The organism is Streptomyces sp. NPDC030991, from assembly GCF_055571235.1.
This window is the reverse complement of sequence record NZ_JBVIFR010000001.1, coordinates 632,569-648,860: the sequence shown is the minus strand read 5'-3', so window position 1 is coordinate 648,860 and position 16,292 is coordinate 632,569. Positions and strand designations below refer to the sequence as shown.

At 71.5% G+C, this 16,292-nt stretch carries 19 protein-coding genes and 1 pseudogene; 4 read left to right on the top strand and 16 right to left on the bottom strand.

Going from position 1 to position 16,292, the window contains the following annotated elements; genetic code table 11:
• Window positions 1-87 precede the first annotated feature (87 nt).
• On the bottom strand, window positions 88-1,158 hold the full coding sequence (locus ACZ45E_RS03080) for a methyltransferase (protein WP_468215706.1): 1,071 nt from the start codon (window positions 1,156-1,158) through the stop codon (window positions 88-90).
• Window positions 1,155-2,393 (bottom strand): acyltransferase family protein, encoded by a 1,239-nt coding sequence (locus ACZ45E_RS03075; RefSeq protein ID WP_468215704.1) that lies wholly within the window; start codon window positions 2,391-2,393, stop codon window positions 1,155-1,157. The genes ACZ45E_RS03080 and ACZ45E_RS03075 overlap by 4 nt, the downstream gene beginning before the upstream one ends.
• 233 nt (window positions 2,394-2,626) lie before the next feature.
• Here ACZ45E_RS03075 and ACZ45E_RS03070 point away from each other — a divergent pair, with 233 nt between their 5' ends.
• Together ACZ45E_RS03070 and ACZ45E_RS03065 are read left to right on the top strand one after the other, a co-directional pair.
• Complete coding sequence (locus ACZ45E_RS03070; RefSeq protein WP_468215702.1) at window positions 2,627-3,412, top strand: SDR family NAD(P)-dependent oxidoreductase; 786 nt, start codon at window positions 2,627-2,629, stop codon at window positions 3,410-3,412.
• A gap of 5 nt (window positions 3,413-3,417) precedes the next feature.
• On the top strand, window positions 3,418-3,867 hold the full coding sequence (locus tag ACZ45E_RS03065; protein WP_468215700.1) for a nitroreductase/quinone reductase family protein: 450 nt from the start codon (window positions 3,418-3,420) through the stop codon (window positions 3,865-3,867).
• A gap of 91 nt (window positions 3,868-3,958) precedes the next feature.
• On the opposite strand, the gene ACZ45E_RS03060 is transcribed toward ACZ45E_RS03065, so the two are convergent.
• The 14 genes and pseudogenes from ACZ45E_RS03060 to ACZ45E_RS02995 form a co-directional block, all read right to left on the bottom strand.
• Window positions 3,959-5,665, bottom strand: a complete 1,707-nt coding sequence (locus tag ACZ45E_RS03060) for an NAD(P)/FAD-dependent oxidoreductase (RefSeq protein ID WP_468215698.1) — start codon at window positions 5,663-5,665, stop codon at window positions 3,959-3,961.
• A gap of 10 nt (window positions 5,666-5,675) precedes the next feature.
• Window positions 5,676-6,209, bottom strand: a complete 534-nt coding sequence (locus ACZ45E_RS03055) for a cupin domain-containing protein (protein WP_468215695.1) — start codon at window positions 6,207-6,209, stop codon at window positions 5,676-5,678.
• Window positions 6,210-6,320: 111 nt separating this feature from the next.
• On the bottom strand, window positions 6,321-7,133 hold the full coding sequence (locus ACZ45E_RS03050) for an SDR family NAD(P)-dependent oxidoreductase (RefSeq protein ID WP_468215693.1): 813 nt from the start codon (window positions 7,131-7,133) through the stop codon (window positions 6,321-6,323).
• Between the two features lie 61 nt (window positions 7,134-7,194).
• Window positions 7,195-7,659: an anthrone oxygenase family protein gene (locus ACZ45E_RS03045; protein WP_468215692.1), complete on the bottom strand. Its 465-nt coding sequence runs from the start codon at window positions 7,657-7,659 to the stop codon at window positions 7,195-7,197.
• An 8-nt stretch (window positions 7,660-7,667) separates the two neighbouring features.
• Window positions 7,668-8,903: an FAD-dependent monooxygenase gene (locus tag ACZ45E_RS03040; protein ID WP_468215689.1), complete on the bottom strand. Its 1,236-nt coding sequence runs from the start codon at window positions 8,901-8,903 to the stop codon at window positions 7,668-7,670.
• 14 nt (window positions 8,904-8,917) lie between these two features.
• Window positions 8,918-9,238 carry an antibiotic biosynthesis monooxygenase family protein gene (locus tag ACZ45E_RS03035; protein WP_468215687.1) on the bottom strand — a complete coding sequence of 107 codons (321 nt, stop codon included), beginning with the start codon at window positions 9,236-9,238 and terminating at the stop codon, window positions 8,918-8,920.
• Window positions 9,235-9,558 carry a putative quinol monooxygenase gene (locus tag ACZ45E_RS03030; protein WP_468215684.1) on the bottom strand — a complete coding sequence of 108 codons (324 nt, stop codon included), beginning with the start codon at window positions 9,556-9,558 and terminating at the stop codon, window positions 9,235-9,237. The genes ACZ45E_RS03035 and ACZ45E_RS03030 overlap by 4 nt, the downstream gene beginning before the upstream one ends.
• A 21-nt stretch (window positions 9,559-9,579) precedes the next feature.
• Window positions 9,580-10,326 carry an SDR family oxidoreductase gene (locus ACZ45E_RS03025; RefSeq protein WP_468215683.1) on the bottom strand — a complete coding sequence of 249 codons (747 nt, stop codon included), beginning with the start codon at window positions 10,324-10,326 and terminating at the stop codon, window positions 9,580-9,582.
• On the bottom strand, window positions 10,323-10,802 hold the full coding sequence (locus ACZ45E_RS03020; protein ID WP_468216051.1) for an SRPBCC family protein: 480 nt from the start codon (window positions 10,800-10,802) through the stop codon (window positions 10,323-10,325). Before ACZ45E_RS03020 ends, ACZ45E_RS03025 begins: the two co-directional genes overlap by 4 nt.
• A 24-nt stretch (window positions 10,803-10,826) precedes the next feature.
• Window positions 10,827-11,036 (bottom strand): annotated as a pseudogene (locus ACZ45E_RS03015) (acyl carrier protein); the annotation flags it as partial.
• 59 nt (window positions 11,037-11,095) lie between these two features.
• Window positions 11,096-12,346, bottom strand: coding sequence for a ketosynthase chain-length factor (locus ACZ45E_RS03010; protein WP_468215681.1), 1,251 nt, complete (start codon window positions 12,344-12,346; stop codon window positions 11,096-11,098).
• Window positions 12,339-13,616, bottom strand: a complete 1,278-nt coding sequence (locus tag ACZ45E_RS03005) for a beta-ketoacyl-[acyl-carrier-protein] synthase family protein (RefSeq protein ID WP_468215678.1) — start codon at window positions 13,614-13,616, stop codon at window positions 12,339-12,341. Before ACZ45E_RS03005 ends, ACZ45E_RS03010 begins: the two co-directional genes overlap by 8 nt.
• Window positions 13,613-14,002, bottom strand: coding sequence for a cupin domain-containing protein (locus ACZ45E_RS03000; protein ID WP_468216049.1), 390 nt, complete (start codon window positions 14,000-14,002; stop codon window positions 13,613-13,615). The genes ACZ45E_RS03005 and ACZ45E_RS03000 overlap by 4 nt, the downstream gene beginning before the upstream one ends.
• Before the next feature lie 105 nt (window positions 14,003-14,107).
• Window positions 14,108-14,434 carry a TcmI family type II polyketide cyclase gene (locus tag ACZ45E_RS02995; protein WP_468215677.1) on the bottom strand — a complete coding sequence of 109 codons (327 nt, stop codon included), beginning with the start codon at window positions 14,432-14,434 and terminating at the stop codon, window positions 14,108-14,110.
• Window positions 14,435-14,909: 475 nt separating this feature from the next.
• Here ACZ45E_RS02995 and ACZ45E_RS02990 point away from each other — a divergent pair, with 475 nt between their 5' ends.
• Window positions 14,910-15,401, top strand: a complete 492-nt coding sequence (locus ACZ45E_RS02990) for a flavin reductase family protein (RefSeq protein WP_468215675.1) — start codon at window positions 14,910-14,912, stop codon at window positions 15,399-15,401.
• On the top strand, window positions 15,398-16,258 hold the full coding sequence (locus tag ACZ45E_RS02985; RefSeq protein ID WP_468215673.1) for an AfsR/SARP family transcriptional regulator: 861 nt from the start codon (window positions 15,398-15,400) through the stop codon (window positions 16,256-16,258). Before ACZ45E_RS02990 ends, ACZ45E_RS02985 begins: the two co-directional genes overlap by 4 nt.
• Window positions 16,259-16,292 lie beyond the last annotated feature (34 nt).

Sequence of the window (16,292 nt, the reverse complement as noted above, 5' to 3'; positions counted from 1 at the left end):
CTTGGCTCTGGGGACGGTACCCCACCACGTGCGGGGCTCCCGCTCCGGCACCGGACACCGGTCCCGGAGCGGGTGATCACCGCGTGATCAGTTCTTCCGGCCGATCACGGCCGTGGTCAGGGCGGGCAGCCGTACGGTGCGCTCGACCGTGAAGCCCGCGGCCTCCATCCACGTACCGCACTCGGCCGGTGAGAAGCCGCTCGCCTGCGCAGACTGGAGCATCATGATGAGGCTGAGCATCAGGCCCTCGGGCTCTCGCCGTTCGTCGTCGAGCATTGTGTCGTACACGATCAGCCGGCCACCGTCGTGGACGGCTTCGTACGCCTTGCGCAGCAGGGCCGCCCGCTGCTCCGCGGGCCAGTCGTGCAGGACGCTGCCGAGGATCACGACATCCGCGCGGGGGAACGCGACCTGGAAGAAGTCGGCGCCGACGTAGCGCAGTCTTGCGGCCACACCGCGCTCGGCCACGAGGCGGTCGAAGTGCTCCGCCATGGACGGCCGGTCCAGCACGGTGCCGGTCAGCCCCGGATGGGCGGCGGCCAGGTGCGCCGCCAGATTGCCGCGGGCCCCGCCGACATCGCTGAACGTCGCGACGCCTGACCAGTCGAAGACCCGAGCGAGCGCCTTCCCGACGGCTCCGCTGAAGCTGTCCATGGCGGAGAGGAACTGCCGCAGCCGGTCCGGGTCGTGGAAGATCTTCGTGAACGGGACCTCGCCGCCGGCCCGCTGGTTGCGGGCCACACCGCTTCTCAGCATCCCGGTGAAGGACTCCTCGTCGCGGCCAATGAGTTCGGTGGTCATGCGCAGGAAGCCGCCCACGAACTCCTCGCGGTCCGGCAGCAGATGGCGCAGCGTGCCGGGGCTGTTGCGGTACCGGCCGTCCTCGCGGACGAGCAGCCCGACGGCGGCCAGCGCATCGAGGAAGTCCCGGGCGCCGCGCGGGTGCAGACCCGTGCGGCCGGCCAGCTCCGCGGCGCCGAGCGCGTCCTCGCCCAGAATGGAGAAGACCTGGAGGTCCATCGCCGCGGTCAGGAGCTTGCTGCGGAAGAAGGACCAGCCGGTGAACATGACGTCGTAAGGGTCCTCCAGCGGGCGCTCCGCGCTGTGGCGGGACGCCCGGGGGAGGGGAGCGTCCGTGACGGTCTCTGATGTCGTCATGGCTGTCGGACCTCATTCATCTGTGCGGGGGCCTGGGACGGAATGCGTACGTTGCGTCTGCCGATTCTGGACCGAATCCACCGCTCGACGGGACGCTCGAAGAACTGGTACATCAACGCGCAGGCCAGAATGCTGATCGCAAGGGCGAGCACGGCCCACCCCGCATTCGTCCAGCTCGCCTCGGCGGGGCGCATGTAATATTTCATGATGCCCTTCCGGTCGAATAGCGCAGAGGAAATCTCGAAGAGCACGGTGAAGTGCAGAAGGTAGAAGGCGTACGACCATTCGCCGAGCGCCACCATCGGTTTCGCCTGGAGCCACGAGGTCCGTCCCGAGAGGTCCCGCTGGGCCACGGCCACCACGACGAGCGCGTACAGCGGGGCGGTGACCTGGGGCAGGGCGTCGTAGATGCTGACCAGGCGCCAGGTCTCGAACCGCAGCACCCACAGGACGAGGAAGCCGGCGGCGAGCAGGGTGGTGGCCGACGCGGCGCTGAGCGGCAGGCGCCAGCCCTTGCGCACGGCGGTCGCCGCGACCACGCCGAGCAGGAACTCCCAGACCCGCGCGATCGGCGAGTACATGCCGAAGATCATGCCGTCCACGCCGTCGAAGGACGGGGGCAGCTTCGGGGGATAGGCCTCCCAGAGCCACACCTTGATGCCCCAGCCCACCAGGACCAGCGTCACGGCCGCGAAGCCCAGCCAGCGCAGCGACCGGCGCGCCATGATCCGCGCGACGAACGGGAAGATCGCGTAGAAGAACGCCTCGCAGGCCAGCGACCAGGTGACCGGGTTCGTGCTGCCCAGGATGTAGCCCGGCACCCACGCCTGGTACATCAGGATCGCGGAGAGCGCCATCAGCTTCAGGGACGTGCCCTGGCCCGGCTGCGCGTCGGGGAGCTGGAGGAACAGCGGGATCAGCACGGCCACCAGCAGCATCGGCCAGACGCGGGCGAACCGGCGGCCGTAGAACGGCCCCACCCGGTCGCCGGCCAGGTAGGTCCAGGTGAGGACGAAGCCGGACAGGACGAAGAAGAACGTCACACCCGAGGAGCCCAGGCTCAGCAACGGCTTCGCGTCGGGCAGCGGCAGCAGCGTGCCGACGTGCGAGAGGAAGACGCCGAGGGCCGCGATCCAGCGCAGGCCGGTGAGCGAGTGCAGTCGGTCGGCCGGACCGGCGCCGGGTGCGGGGGGTGCCTGGGACGGTGATTCCCGCTTCAGCGAGGACGAACTCATGGAAACGACACCAGCCATTTCGACGGGGACGGGGTGCGGACGGCGGACATGAGAAGCCCAGCCAATCGTGCTTCAGCATTTCATCACCGACCGATGAACCCTCGCTTAAGCCGAAATAAACCTGCTCTGTAGGAGGGTGCCCCGCCTATTACTTTCACTGGCCCGTTCCGGGTTCCTGCGACTAATGTGACGGCACGTATCGAATCAATTCCCGAAGAGATTTGAGGAATGTCATGCGGCGATTTCCGTACGCGTCGGCCATGGTGACCGGGGCGTCGAGCGGGATCGGCGAGGGCTTCGCCAGGCTCCTGGCCCAGGAGGGCGTCGACCTCGTCCTCGTCGCGAGGCGGGCCGAGCTGCTGAAGCGGCTCGCGACGGAGCTGGAGACCGCGCACGGTGTGACGGTGGAGGTGCTCGCGCTCGACCTCACCGACGACGGCCAGCTCGCGGTCGCCGAGCGGCGGCTCACCGATCCGGAGCGGCCGCTGGAGCTGCTGGTGAACAACGCCGGGTCGAGCGGCTCCGGTTACTTCGCGGAGCTGCCCGCCGAGCGCGAGCTGCACACGGCGGTGCTCAACGCGATCGTCCCGCTGAGACTGTCCCGCGCCTGCCTGCCGGGAATGATCGCCCGCCACCACGGCGGCATCGTGAACGTCTCCTCGCTCGTCGCCGTCCTGCCCAAGCCGCGCTCCGCCACGTACGCTGCCTCCAAGGCCTTCCTGTCGTCGCTGGGCGAGAGCCTGGCCATGGAGGTGGCCCGGCACGGCGTACAGGTGACCACGGTGCACACGGGCCTGACCCGCTCCGGTTTCCACGCCGCGGCCGGGGTGTCGGACGACGCACTGCCCAAGATCAAGTGGCTGACGGCCCAGCAGGTGGCCCGGGCCGGTCTGGACGCGGTGGCGGCCGGCGAGCCGTCCACGGTGCCGGGCCTCGCCTACCGCATCCGGCTGCCCCTCATGCGGGCCATGCCGCGGTCGGTGGTCCGCGCCATCACACGACGCGTTCACGAAAGGTGACCCGTATGAGCACGCGCCGCCCGCTCTCCCCCAAGCACAGGATCCGCAACAACGTCGTCGTCCTCTCCCATCGGCTCGGAGTGCCCTTCGGGCCGATGCATCTGCTGACCGTCCCCGGTCGCAGCAGCGGCCGGCCCCGCACCAATCCGGTCGCCCCGGTGGTCGTCGACGGGACCCGCTACATCCTCCAGGCGTACCCGGGCTCCGACTGGGTCAAGAACGCCCGCGCCGCGGGGCACGGGGTGCTGACCCGCGGCCGCAGGGCCCAGCAGGTGGACCTCGTCGAGCTGCCCGTCGAGGAACGGGGCCGCGTCCTGCGGGAGTTCCCCGGCCAGGTCCCGCGCGGCGTCGACGCGTTCCTGCGCAACGGGCTGGTCGAGTCGGCGTCCCCGGAGCACTTCGAGGCGGCCGCGCCCCGCTGCCCCGTCTTCCGTGCCGTGCCCCGCCCGTCCTGAGGCCACGGCACGGCGACGACGCGAAAGGAGCGGGCGGCCCCCACATCTGCGTGGGGGCCGCCCGCTCCTTTCGCGTCGCGTCGCTTCCGTGTCAGTGCGGCAGCGCCATCTCCACATCCGGCTCGGCCGGCACCGGCACGCCGTGCACGTCGACGCCGGTGGTCAGGTAGCGCAGTTCATCCGGGCCCTCGTGACGCAGCCAGGCCGCCATCCGCCGCAGGTCGTCGGCGAGCGGATAGACGAAGCGGCAGTCCGCGTCGCGCAGACCGAGATGGTCCAGCACGACCGGCGAGCCGGCCACCGTCTTCATCAGCTCGGCGCCCGCGTCGGCAGCGGTGCGCTCGCCGCGGTCGACCGCCTCGCAGATCCGCACCATGTCGTCGAACAGGGCTTTGTAGCCGTGGGATCCGGGCACCGGCAGGCCCGGGTACGCCGCCTCCTCCATCGCGCGGAGCACACCGTCGTCACCCGACCCGAGGAAGCGCTCGGTGAACCGGTCGAAGCGCAGGTTGATCGGCACCTCGGCCGCGCACCAGATGCGGTACACGGCGTTCCACAGCGTGTGGTCCTGGAACGAGATGAACGAACAGTTGACGAGTTCGTCGTTGTACCGGATCAGCCCCTGCTGGAGCTCGTCGATGTACCGGAAGCGCTCCTCGTCGAAATCGTCCTCGGCGAGCGCGTCGAGCAGCCGCCACGCCAGGGAGTTGACCACCTCACCGGTGTTGGTGAGGCCGCGCGAGTACAGCGGGTCGATGAAGCCGGCCGCGTGCGACATCAGGCACCAGCGGTGGCCCACCGTCTGCGTCGACGTGTACTGGATCCGGTCGGCCGACACCCACGGCCGGACGGTCCGCGCGTCCGCGAACAGCCGCTCCACCGCGGGGAAGCGCGCCGCGAACGCGCGGAACTCCTCCTCCGGCGTGATGTCGCGGTTCTTCGGGTACATCCGCTCGTCGAGCGTGAGCCCGACACTGACCAGGGGGTTCTTGGAGCCCGGGTAGTTGTTGAAGGGGATGGACCAGAACCAGCCGCGGTCGAAGAGGTGGTGCATGGTGCCCTCGACCCAGGGGATCGGCGGCGCGTCCTCGGGCCCCACGCGCAGGCACTCGTCGGTCGGACGCACGCCCAGCATGTGCGTGAACATGGAGCGGGAATGGTGCTTGAGGGCCTCCGGCCCCTTGCGCAGCTCCAGCTTCTTGGCGATCGGGGACCGGAACCCGCTGGCGTCCACCAGATAGCGGCCCTCGTGGCGTTCACCGCCCTTGCCGACCACGGCCACGTGGTCCTCGGCCAGCTCGATGTCCTCGACGTGGAAGGCCTGCCGGACGTCGCAGCCGTAGCGGACGGCCGCGTGGAAGAGGTACGCGTCGGTGTCCTGGCGGAACAGATGACCGGTCTGGAGCGCCTTCGACGGCGGGCTGAACTGAAGGAACTCCGCCGGGTCGGGCTCCTTGCCCTCCTCGTGCCGGATGAAGCCGAAGTGCCGCTTCGTGCCGGACGTCGGTGCGATGTCGTCGCGGATGCCGTCTGAGGAGGTCAGCGACTCCAGCTCGGGAATGCCGTAGCGGCGGGCGAGCAGGCGGAACGCCTTCAGGGTGTAGAGCGTCGTGGACTCGCCCACCGCGAAGCGGGGATGGGTGCCGCCGTCCAGGAGGAGGACGGACACCCCCTGCTTGGCGAGGATGGCGCCGAGGGTCGACCCGGCGATGCCGGAACCCAGGATGATCACGTCATGGCGGTCGCGCGGCGCGGCGAGCCGCAGGCCGGTACGGTGGCCGGCGGGCTGAGCGGGCATGGTGTCCTCCTCAGCCCTGCGCCCTGGCGGGAGCACCCGGGCGGCCGTGCAGCCCGGCGGGAGGGCCCGCCACGTCGCCGTGCGCGCCCGGCTGCGGCATGAAGCCGCGCATCTCGTTGTCCTTGGCGAGCTGCTGCATCTTCTCCCAGTCCGGCATGCCGCCGGAGACCAGCTCGGACAGCCCGATGAAGAAGTTCTCCACGCCGCCGGGCGTCGCGATGACCAGCAACTGGCCCGGCCCGTCACCGACGTTGAGAAAACGGTGCGGTACGCCGCGCGGCCCGTAGATCACGGTGCCTTCGGTGATGGTCTCGGTGACTCCGCCGACCTCGAACTCGTACGTGCCCTTGTTGACGAAGAAGGCCTCGTCGGCGGTCTCGTGGGTGTGCAGCGGCGGACCGCTGCCCGGCTGCGTCGTGATCTGGTAGAAGCTGTACAGGCCGCCGGTGTCCTCCTTGCGGAGCAGGAAGCGACCCTCCTCGCCGAACCAGCAGACGGGCTCGACATCGTCCCGGTCGACCACTTTCCGTTCGGTCTTCGCCATGGTGCGTTCCTTTCGCTCGGGTCGTCCGGAGACGGACGTCGGCCGGGTGACAGACAACCAGCGGCCGCAAAGGGGGAGATAAAGACAGGGCAAACCGGGGAGCCGGGACGGTCAGGCGAGCGCCGTGCCGCCGTCGGCGACCAGGCAGCTCCCGGTGAGATACGACGCACGGTCCGAGGCGAGAAACGCGATGATCTCCGCGATGTCCTCGGGGGTCCCGTTGCGCCGCAGCGCGGCCCGCTCGGCGGCGGCCTGGCGGGCCTCCTCGGGTATGAAACGGGCGAGTTCGGTGAGGATGAGGTTCGGCTCCACCGCGTTGACCCGCACCCCGTGCGGGCCCGCCTCCAGCGCGAGCGTGCGCACGGCGGCCTCCACGCCCGCCTTGGCCACGGTCAGCGGGAGGAAGCGCGGCGCGGGCCGGCGGGCGAGCGCCGCCCCGACCGCCACCACCGAGCCGCAGCCCCGGGCCATCATGCCGGGCAGCACGGCCTGCGCGGTCAGGAACAGCGCCTTGAGTTGCTGGCTCACCACGTGCTCCAGGTCCTCCCAGGCCAGCTCCGTCGCGGGGGCGATGCGGGCCTCGTGGGCGCCCAGGCCCGCGGCGTTGAGCACCAGGACGTCGGTCGGGCCCAGCCCGGCCTCGACGGCCGCGACGAGGGCGGCCGTCCCGTCGGCGTCGGTGACATCGCCCTGGACGGCGACGGCCTCGCCGCCCTGCTGCCGGATCGCCGCCACCACCTCCTCGGCGCGCTCCGCGCTCTTGTGGTAGTTCACCGCGACGCGGGCCCCCCGCGCCGCCAGAATGCGGGCGGTGGCCGCGCCGATGCCCCGCGCGGCACCCGTGACCAGGGCGACGCGGCCCGCGAACTCCGCCGGTTCGCGGGCGGATCCGAGCGCGTCGCGCTCCTCATGTGCCGGATTCACCGGATCTCCTCCTCTGTTCCTGAGTTCCTGAGTTGACGAAGGGACGGGCGCCGGGGCCCGCTCAGGCCCACATCAGCCAGCAGCCGCCGAGCGCGACACAGAACGCTGCACCCGCGAAGACGGTCCGCAGCAGATTGGCGCGCGCCCAACGAGTGCGCAGCAGGCCCCAGTTGTCGGGGACCTCACCGGCCGCCGCCCAGCCGTCGATCACCCGGTTCATCCGCACGTTGCGCAGCTCCGACACCAGGGCCACGCCCACCACCGAAGCCAGCGCCACCGCGAAACAGGCCTTCGCGCCGGCCCCGGGGGCGAACACGGCCAGCCCGAGACCGGCGGCCAGGGCCACCTTGTTGACGGTCGGCATCAGCGGGTCGAACCCAGGGTCCAGCAGCCGGTGCACGTCGGACCAGGTTTGGCGCGGCAGCCGCAGCAGCATGGGCACGACGGCCCGCTCCACCGCTATCAGGGCGCCGGCCAGCACCCCCGTGCACAGTACGAACACGACGGTCAGCAGGGCGATCAGCACGGCCCGGCTCACCCCGCCCCGTGGCCGAGCGGCTCGGCCGTGCGCAGCGGGGCCCGCTCCAGCCGGTCGTCCAGCATCAGCGAGTAACTCTGGCCGCGCGCGACCGAGTCGAAGAACGCGTACATCATGACGTCGCGCAGCCGGCACAGCGGACCGTTGTGCGCGAGGCCCAGCGTGCCGATCCGCCACGAGGTCGTCACCATGTCCGCGGCCCGCGCCCGCCGGGCGGACTCGAACGCCCGCAGGGTGGCGGGCACGGCGTCCGGCGCGCAGCGCCCCAGCAGGTCGGCGAGCACCACACCGCTCTCGATGGCCTGGCCCGCGCCCTGGCTGAGGTTGAGGGTCATCGGATGGGCGGCGTCGCCGGTCACCACGACCCGGCCCTTGCTCCACCCGCCGGCCGGCGGCCGGTCGTGGATGGGCACCGGCAGGATCGCCTCCTCGTCCGTCGAGGAGATGATCGCGGCGACCGGGTCCGGCCAGTGGCGGTACGCCGCGGCCAGCGCCGCCCCCCGCGACAGGCGCAGGGTGTCGATCCCGGCGTACGCGCGGTCACTGGTGATGGCGTCCCAGTAGACCTCGTTCTCGTTCAGCCGGCAGTACAGGAAGCGCAGGCCGCCCTTGCCCCACAGGTTGAAGAACGTGCCGGTGGGCACCTGTGACTCGCCCGGCAGCCGCGTGATGGCCTGCCAGGCCGTGTAGCCCGCGTACCGGGGCGGCGGCTCGAACCCGTTGCGCATCGTCGCGCGGACGGTGGAGCGCAGCCCGTCCGCACCGATCAGCACGTCACCGTGGGCCGTGGAGCCGTCCTCGAAGTGCGCGGTGACACCGTCCGCGTCCTCGGTGCTGCCGGTGAACCGGTGGCCGAGGTGGATCCGGTGCTCACCGACCGCGTCGGTGAGCACCGTGTGCAGCACGGAGCGGCGCAGCGCGCAGGCCGGCGCCCCGGCCCGCTCCGTCGGGCCGTCCAGCCGCCACCGCGCCAGGCGCCGTCCGGAGTCGGAGCGGAACTCGTGGAACCGCATGCGCACCGCGTCGGCGGCGACGGCCTCGTCGAGCCCGATCCTGCGCAGCGCCAGGAAGGCGTTGTGCCAGAGCATGAACCCGCCACCGGTCAGCAGCCGCCCAGGAGTGGGACGCGCCTCGAAGACCTCGCAGTCGATGCCCTGCCGCAGCAGGCCCGCCGCCGTCGTCAGCCCGCCGATGCCGGCCCCGATCACCAGGGCTTTGCGGATGGTCGCCATGGCTCGCGGTCCGCTCAGACCTGCGACGGCACGCTGTCGAGGCGGGCGCGCAGGTCGAAGATGCGCCGCTCGATGTCACCGCCGATCCAGTACGGGTACATCGGCGCCGCCATCTCCCGGTGGGACGGCGCGTCCTCCCAGGCGCGGAAGGCCTTCTCGCTCTCCCACTCGGCGAGCAGGATGTACCGGCCGGGCTGCTCGGCGTCGCGCAGCAGCTCGTCGCGCAGATGGCCGGGGGTGCCCTTGACCACGGCGGTGACCTGCCGGTAGGCCTCCTCGAAGGCCTCCTGGTCCTTCTCCTCGACGCGCGCGGAGACCATGATGCGTACGGTCACGACGGACCACCTCTCATCGATGTGGGGCCCGGCACGTGCTCGACGACGTCGAGCACGTGCTTGCGGGCGGATTCACGGAACGGCTCCAGCCGGGCGCTGAGCCGCTCCCTCTCGGGGCTGTTCTGGAAGGCGTCCAGGGCGCTCCGGTCGGCCCAGTCGGCCATGACCAGACAGGTACGGGGATCACGCGGGTCCCGCAGCAACGACTGGCCGACGCAGCCGGGCAGTTCGGCGGCGACCCGCGCGGTCTCCAGCCAGGCGGCGCGGAACTCGTCCTCGCGGCCCTCCCGGACGACCATCTCCAACACGGTGCGGAGCACGAGGTGCCCCCTCCCTCGGTCTCAGATGCCGCCGTCGACGTCGAGCGTGGCGCCGGTGACGTAACGGGCGGCGTCCGAAGCGAGGAAGAGCACCGCGTCGGCGATCTCCGCCGGACCACCGAGCCGGCGCAGCGAGATCCGCTGCTCGTACGCGGCCTTCCCCTCGGCGCTGACGGCCTTCATCTGGTCCGTCTCGACCAGCCCGGAGGCGATGCAGTTGACGCGTACGCCGCGCGGGCCGAGCTCCTTGGCCAGAGCCCTGGTCAGCCCCATCACCCCGGCCTTGGACGCCACGTAGTGGGCGGCGCCCGGCATCCCGTGATGCGCCACGGCGGAGCTGATGTTGACGATCGAGGCGGTGTCGGCGAGGAACGGCAGCGCCCCGCGGATCACGTGGTACATGCCCGACAGGTTGGTGTCGAGGACACGGTGCCATTCGTCGGGCGCCAGGTCCGTCAGCGGGAGATGGCTGATGACGCCCGCGTTGTTCACGACGGCGTCGACCGTCCCGTACCGCTCGTGCGCCTCGGCCGACAGCCGGGCGGCCTGCGCGTGGTCGGAGATGTCGCAGCGCACGAGGGTGCCGTGGGCCCCCAGGTCCGCCAGCTCCCGGCGCAGCGACTCGACCTGCTCGCTCTCGTTGACGTAACAGGCCGTCACGGAGGCGCCTTGCGCGGCCAGGGCGAGCACGGTGGCCCGCCCGATGCCGCGGGCGCCGCCCGTGACCAGGGCGTGCCGGCCCTTGAGGCCGAAGTCGAGCGTCGTCATCGGGCCACCCCCGCCACGGTGCGGGCCGCCGCCTCCACCCGCTCCTTGATGAGCGCCAGCTGCACCGGGGAGTTCTTGTTGATCCGTGCGGTCATCCCCGCGTCGTCCAGCGGGGCGCCGGGCTTCATCCGGAACTCCTGCGCCCAGCGCATCTCCACGCCCGCGTCGGTCTGCGCGTACGTCCAATGGATGTTCATGAAGACGAAGGGGCCCGTCTCCACCCGGTGGGCGCTGACGGTCCGGTTCTCGCGGTCCATGACCCGCTCGGAGACCCAGCTCCAGACCTTCCCGTCGGGGTCCGGGTGCAGGGTGAGGCGGAAGCGCACCGTGTCGCCCTGCCGGTCCAGGATCTCCGCGGCGGCGTACTCGCTGAACAGGTCCGGCCAGTTCGCGACATCGTTGGTGATGTCCCAGAGCAGGTCGAACGGCGCGTCGACGACGATGCTGTTCTCGGTGCGCGCGGGCGCCGGCCGCAGTTGCTCGTTGATCAGGGCGAGAACCTCCGGGAGCCGGGTGAGGCCCTCGGCGTCCAGCCGGATGCCGTAGCGATTCTCCACCTCCGTCAGGACGTTGATCAGACCCAGTGAGTCGATCCCCAGGTCGTCGATGGTCAGCGTCGGGTCGTCCGTCCGGAGCGTCTCCAGAGGGACACCGGTGCACTGCTCGACGATGGGCAGGAATTCGTCGTACGCGAGGGGTGCTGCCGTCATGATGCGTGGTCCTTTCCAGCTCGGGATGTCCGTGTTCGTCGGTGGCGTCGGTGGCGCCGTCACGGGGTGAGGGCCCGCACGACGAGGGCGGAGTTGAAGCCGCTGTGGCCGCGGGCGATGACCAGGGCCGTGCGCAGCCGCGCCGTACGGGCCCGCGCCACGAGGTCGATGTGGTACGCGGCGTCCGCGACGGCGCCGGGGCCGGTCGGCGGGATCACCTGCTCGCGCAGGGCGAGCAGCGCGGCGGTGACATCGAGCGGCGCGCCGCCCGCGTACAGCCGCCCGTACCGTGCCTTGGGCGCCGTCACGGGCACTCCGCGCGGACCGAACACCTCGGCCAGGCAGTCCGCCTCGGCGCGGTCGAGGTCGGGAGTGCCGGCCGCGTCGGCGAAGACGACGTCGACCTTCTCGGGCCCGATCCCGGCGTCGGCCAAGGCCGACACGACGGCCCGGCGCAGCGCGCCGGACGCCCCGGCCCCCGGCGTGCCGGGAGCCGGATCGAAGGTCGCCGCGTGGCCGGCGATCTCGCCGTACGGCGTGTCGACACCGCGCGCCCGCGCGCTCTCCTCGTCCTCCAGCACGAGGATCGCGCCGCCCTCGCCCGGCACGTGGCCCTGGGCCGCCGCGTCGAACGGCCGGTAGGCGCGCTCCGGGTCCGCGCTCGCGCTCAGCCGCCCGGAGGTGATCTGGCAGGTCAGCGCGTACGGACTCAGCGGCGCCTCCGTGCCGCCGGTCAGCACCAGCCGGGCGTCCCCCTGCACCAGAGCGCGCCTGGCCTGCGCGATCGCGTCGAGACCGCCGGCCTGCTCGGCCACGACGACACCGCAGGGGCCCTTCATGCCGTGCCGGATGGAGAGCTGGCCGGTCGTGGCCGCGTAGAACCAGGCGATCGACTGGTACGGGCCCACGTGCCGGGGCCCCTTCGACCACAGGGCCGCGATCTCGCGCTGGCCGAAGGCGTTGCCGCCGGAGGAGGACGCCGTGATCACCCCGAGGTCGTACGGGGAGAACTCCTGCGGCCGCACACCGGCATCGGCCAGCGCCTCGTCGGCCGCCATCAGCGCGAACTGGCTCCAGCGGTCGGTCTGCACCGCCAGCCGGGGGTCGACACCGGGCAGGGTGCCGTCCCCGAAGACCTCGCCGACCGTCGCCACGGGGAAGCCGTCCGCCTCGAACTGCGTCACCGGACCCAGTCCGCCGCGGCCCTCCAGCACGGCCTCCCAGAAATCCTTGACCCCCACACCGTTCGGCGCCACGGCCGAGATGCCGGTGACCACCACGCGGCGCGGAGCCGTCGCCCGGTCAGACATGGCGTGCCCCCTTCCTCGGCGCGGTGAGCACCATCGCCGTCTGGAACCCGCCGAAACCGCTGCCCACGCTGAGGACGGCGTCGGTCCGCTGCTCGCGCGCGGTCAACGGGACGTAGTCCAGGCCGAGTTCCGGATCCACATGGTGGAGGTTGGCGGTGGGCGGAATGACGTCGTGCTCGATGGCGAGGGCGCAGGCGGCGACCTCCAGCGCCCCGATCGCCCCCAGGGAGTGCCCCACCATCGATTTGATGGAGCTCATCGGTACGCGGTGGGCGTGCTCGCCGAGCGACACCCGCACCGCGGCCGTCTCGTGCTTGTCGTTCTGCCGGGTGCCGGAGCCGTGGGCGTTGACGTAGTCCACCGCGTCGGCCGGCACACGGGCGCGGTCCAGCGCCACCCGCACCGCCTCCGCCAGCTCCTTGCCGTCAGGGCGCAGCCCGGTCATGTGGAACGCGTTGCTGCGCTGGGCGTATCCCGCGACCTCGCAGTACACCCGGGCACCGCGGCGGCGCGCGGACTCCTCGTCCTCCAGGACCAGGACGGCCGCGCCCTCGCCGAGCACGAAGCCGTCCCGGTCGCGGTCGAAGGGCCGCGAGGCGTGCTCGGGGTCCTCGTTGTTGGGCGAGGTCGCCCGGATCGCGTCGAAGCAGGCCACGGTGATCGGTGAGATGGGGGCGTCGGTGGCACCGGCCAGCACCATGTCGGCCTGCCCGTCCTCGACGAACTGGGCACCCTGCGCCACCGAGTCGAGGCCCGAGGTGCAGCCCGTCGACACCACCCGGACCGGACCCTGGGCACCGGCCGTCCACGCCACCTCGGTGGCGAGCGAGCCGGGCACCAGGGCTCCGTAGAGGTGCTCGTACGGGTTCGACGGGTCGACGACCCAGTTGCTGCCCCGGTCGCTGACCCGGACGTACTGCTGCTCCAGCGTGATGGTGTTGCCCACCGCGCTGCCGATCGAGACACCGATGCGGTGCGGTTCGACCCCGTCGGCCGGCGCGGCGCTGTCCGCCAGGGCCTCCCGCGCGGCGACCACGGCGAACTGCGCGGCGCGGTCCATGCGCTGGACCTCCTCGGCGGTCAGCCCGGCGGCGGTCGCGTCGAAGTCGCACTCCGCCGCGATCCTGGAGCGGTAGGCCGAGGCGTCGAAGTGGGAGATCGCCCGGGTGGCCGTACGGCCGTCGGTCAGCAGCTGCCAGAAGGCCTTCGTGCCCACGCCGCCGGGCGCCACCACACCGATACCGGTGACGACGGCCTTGCGGCGGGTCACGCCCCCTCCTCTCCCGGCAGCGGCTCGGTGTCGACGTGCCCCAGCTCGGGGCGGGGCGCCAGTGGGCCCAGCTGGAAGACCATGAAGGCGGGCTCCGTGCCGTGGTTCTCCAGCCGGTGCCGCACGTTGATCTTCAGGTGGAGCGCCTCGCCCGCGGCGAGCGGGACCGGCTCCCCGTCGACCTTCGCCAGCAGCTCGCCGCTGACGAGGTACAGGAACTCCTCGGAGTACGGGTGGTAGTGCTCGGTGACGACCTCGCCGGGCTGGAGGGTGAGCACCCCCATGAAGCCCGAGGTGGCCTGGGCGTTGGCCGGGCTGAGCAGCGTGCGCAGATCGCCCCCCCGACGCCGGTTCGACGCCACGTCCTTCGCCGCGATCCTGGTCATTCCTTCGCTGGCCACGCCAGCCTCCTTTCGTCGTCCCGCACCGGCGGTGCGGTCCCCCCCCCACCCGGCGACGCTCGTCGCCGGGTCGTGCGAGCGCGAGCCGCCTCAGTCCGCCGCGCGCCAGGTGTAGAACTCGTGGGCCATGGCGTCCTGAGGGCCCCGCCAGGTCTCGGGGGCGTAGGCCGCGATGTGCGGGCTCAGCCGCTCGCTGACATCGACGAAGAGTTCGTGGCCCCGCATCTCGGAGATCGGTCCGCGCACATCGTCGTCGGAGGCCATGTAGTGCAGATACAGATCGTTAAAGCGGAACAGTCTGCGTTCCTTCACACCGATCAAATGGGGAAGCTCGCCGGCATCCGATTCGGCGAATATGCGCTCCACGTCGGCCGCGGCGGACGGCTTCATGCGAGCCACGATGAGAGTGCTGCGCATTGCGTTTTCCTCCCGTTCCGGGTCCGGTCCTCGGTGGCCAGCCCACACAGGATCACCCGATGCGATAAAGCGCGAATGAGGGCAGGGAAAAGCGGCTCCAGGAAAAGACGGGCGAGCGCGGCGGCGGCCCCGCCGCCCGCCGGGGGCGCCCGCGGTGGCTGGAGACCAGCGCCCGTGCGCGGCTCTCCCAGATTGCCCAGTCTGTGACGTCGTCGCAGCTCGGAGCGGTCTGCCGGCCGGGCCTTGAGCAGGGCTTATCTGCTCCGGGCCGGTACTTCGGGGAGGGGCGCTCTGGCCGAAAGTACGCCCTGGCTCGTCCCTTGGGGCGTAGGCGTCCCTGACACGGCCTCGTTAGGGTCAGGATCCCGTACTGCTCGTTCTCCACGCTCTTCATCGCATTGATGAAAGGCGAGTACGGCATTATCTAGGGGGTCACGTGGGCAGCTTGACTGTTTCCAGTACTGATGAAAGGGGCATGGCGCCCGTGGAGGCGCGGAGGCTGCGCGAGGTGTGCGGCCGCTATCCGACGGGTGTCGCAGTCATTACCTGTCAGGGGGCGGACGGAGAGGAACCGGTGGGGGTCACGGTCAATTCCTTCACCTCGCTCTCCCTCGACCCGGCCCTGGTGCTCTTCTGCGTGCACAAGGACTCGCGGGCACTGGCCGCCGTCCGGGCCGTGGGCGCCTTCGCCGTCAACATCCTGGCGTCCGACCAAGCCGGCCTGTGCCGCGCCTTCGCCCGGCGCGACACCGCGGACTTCGCCGACCTGCCGCACCGCCCCGGTGTCACCGGCGCCCCGGTGCTCGGCGACGCGCTCGCCTTCCTGGAGTGCCGGACGCACGCCATGTTCCCGGGCGGGGACCACTTCATCGTCGTCGGCGAGGTCGTCGACCTCGGCCTGCTGCGCGAGGAGCAGCCGCTGACCTTCTTCCGCAGCGCCCACCCCAGACTGGAGGTCCTGCGGTGACGGTCACTTTGGAGAAGACGCCCGACTCGCGGCAGCAGCCGGCGTACGGCCCGCAGGAGGTCGGCCCCCGCGGGGTCGCGCTCCGTCTGCTGGGGCCGCTGGAGATCGTCGTCGGGTCCTACGAAGTCCCGCTGCCCCAGCGCAAGTTGCGCCAGCTCCTGGCCACGCTGCTGATCCGGCCCAGCACGACCGTGTCCAACGAGTCCCTCATCCGTGAACTGTGGGGCGACCGGCCGCCGGCCACCGCGCTCGCCGCGCTGCGGGTGTACGTCTCGCAGCTGCGCAAGTTCCTGATCCGCTACGACCTCGACGGCCGGTGGTGCACCCTGCGCACCCGGGCGCCGGGCTACCAACTGATGGTCAACGAGGGGATCCTCGACACCGTCTGCTTCGACCGGCTGTGTGCCCTGGCCGCGGAGTCGGCCACGGCGGGCCGCCACGAGATCGCCCTGAAGCAGTACCGGCAGGCCCTCGACCTCCGCCGGGGCCCGACGCTGGAGGGCCTGAGGGAGAGCTCCGCGCTCTCCGGCACCGCCCTGCAGTACGACGAGGCGTGGATGAGCGCCCTCAAGCGCCGCATCGACCTGGACCTGCGGCTCGGCCGCCACCTCGAACTCATCGGCGAACTCAGCAGGCTGGTCACGGAGAACCCGCTGAGCGAGGGGTTCTGCGCCCGGCTCATGATGGTGCTGCACCGCAGCGGCCGCAGTGGCGACGCCCTCGCCGCCTACCGCCGCACCCGCGCGCATCTCATCGAGGAACTCGGCATCGAACCCGGGCTCGAACTGTGCGCGGCCCACCAGGCCGTACTCGCCGACGACACGGCCTTCCGCGTGCCGATGCGGGCATCGGCCTGATGGCGGACATCCGCGGGTCATGATGCCGGGCGGG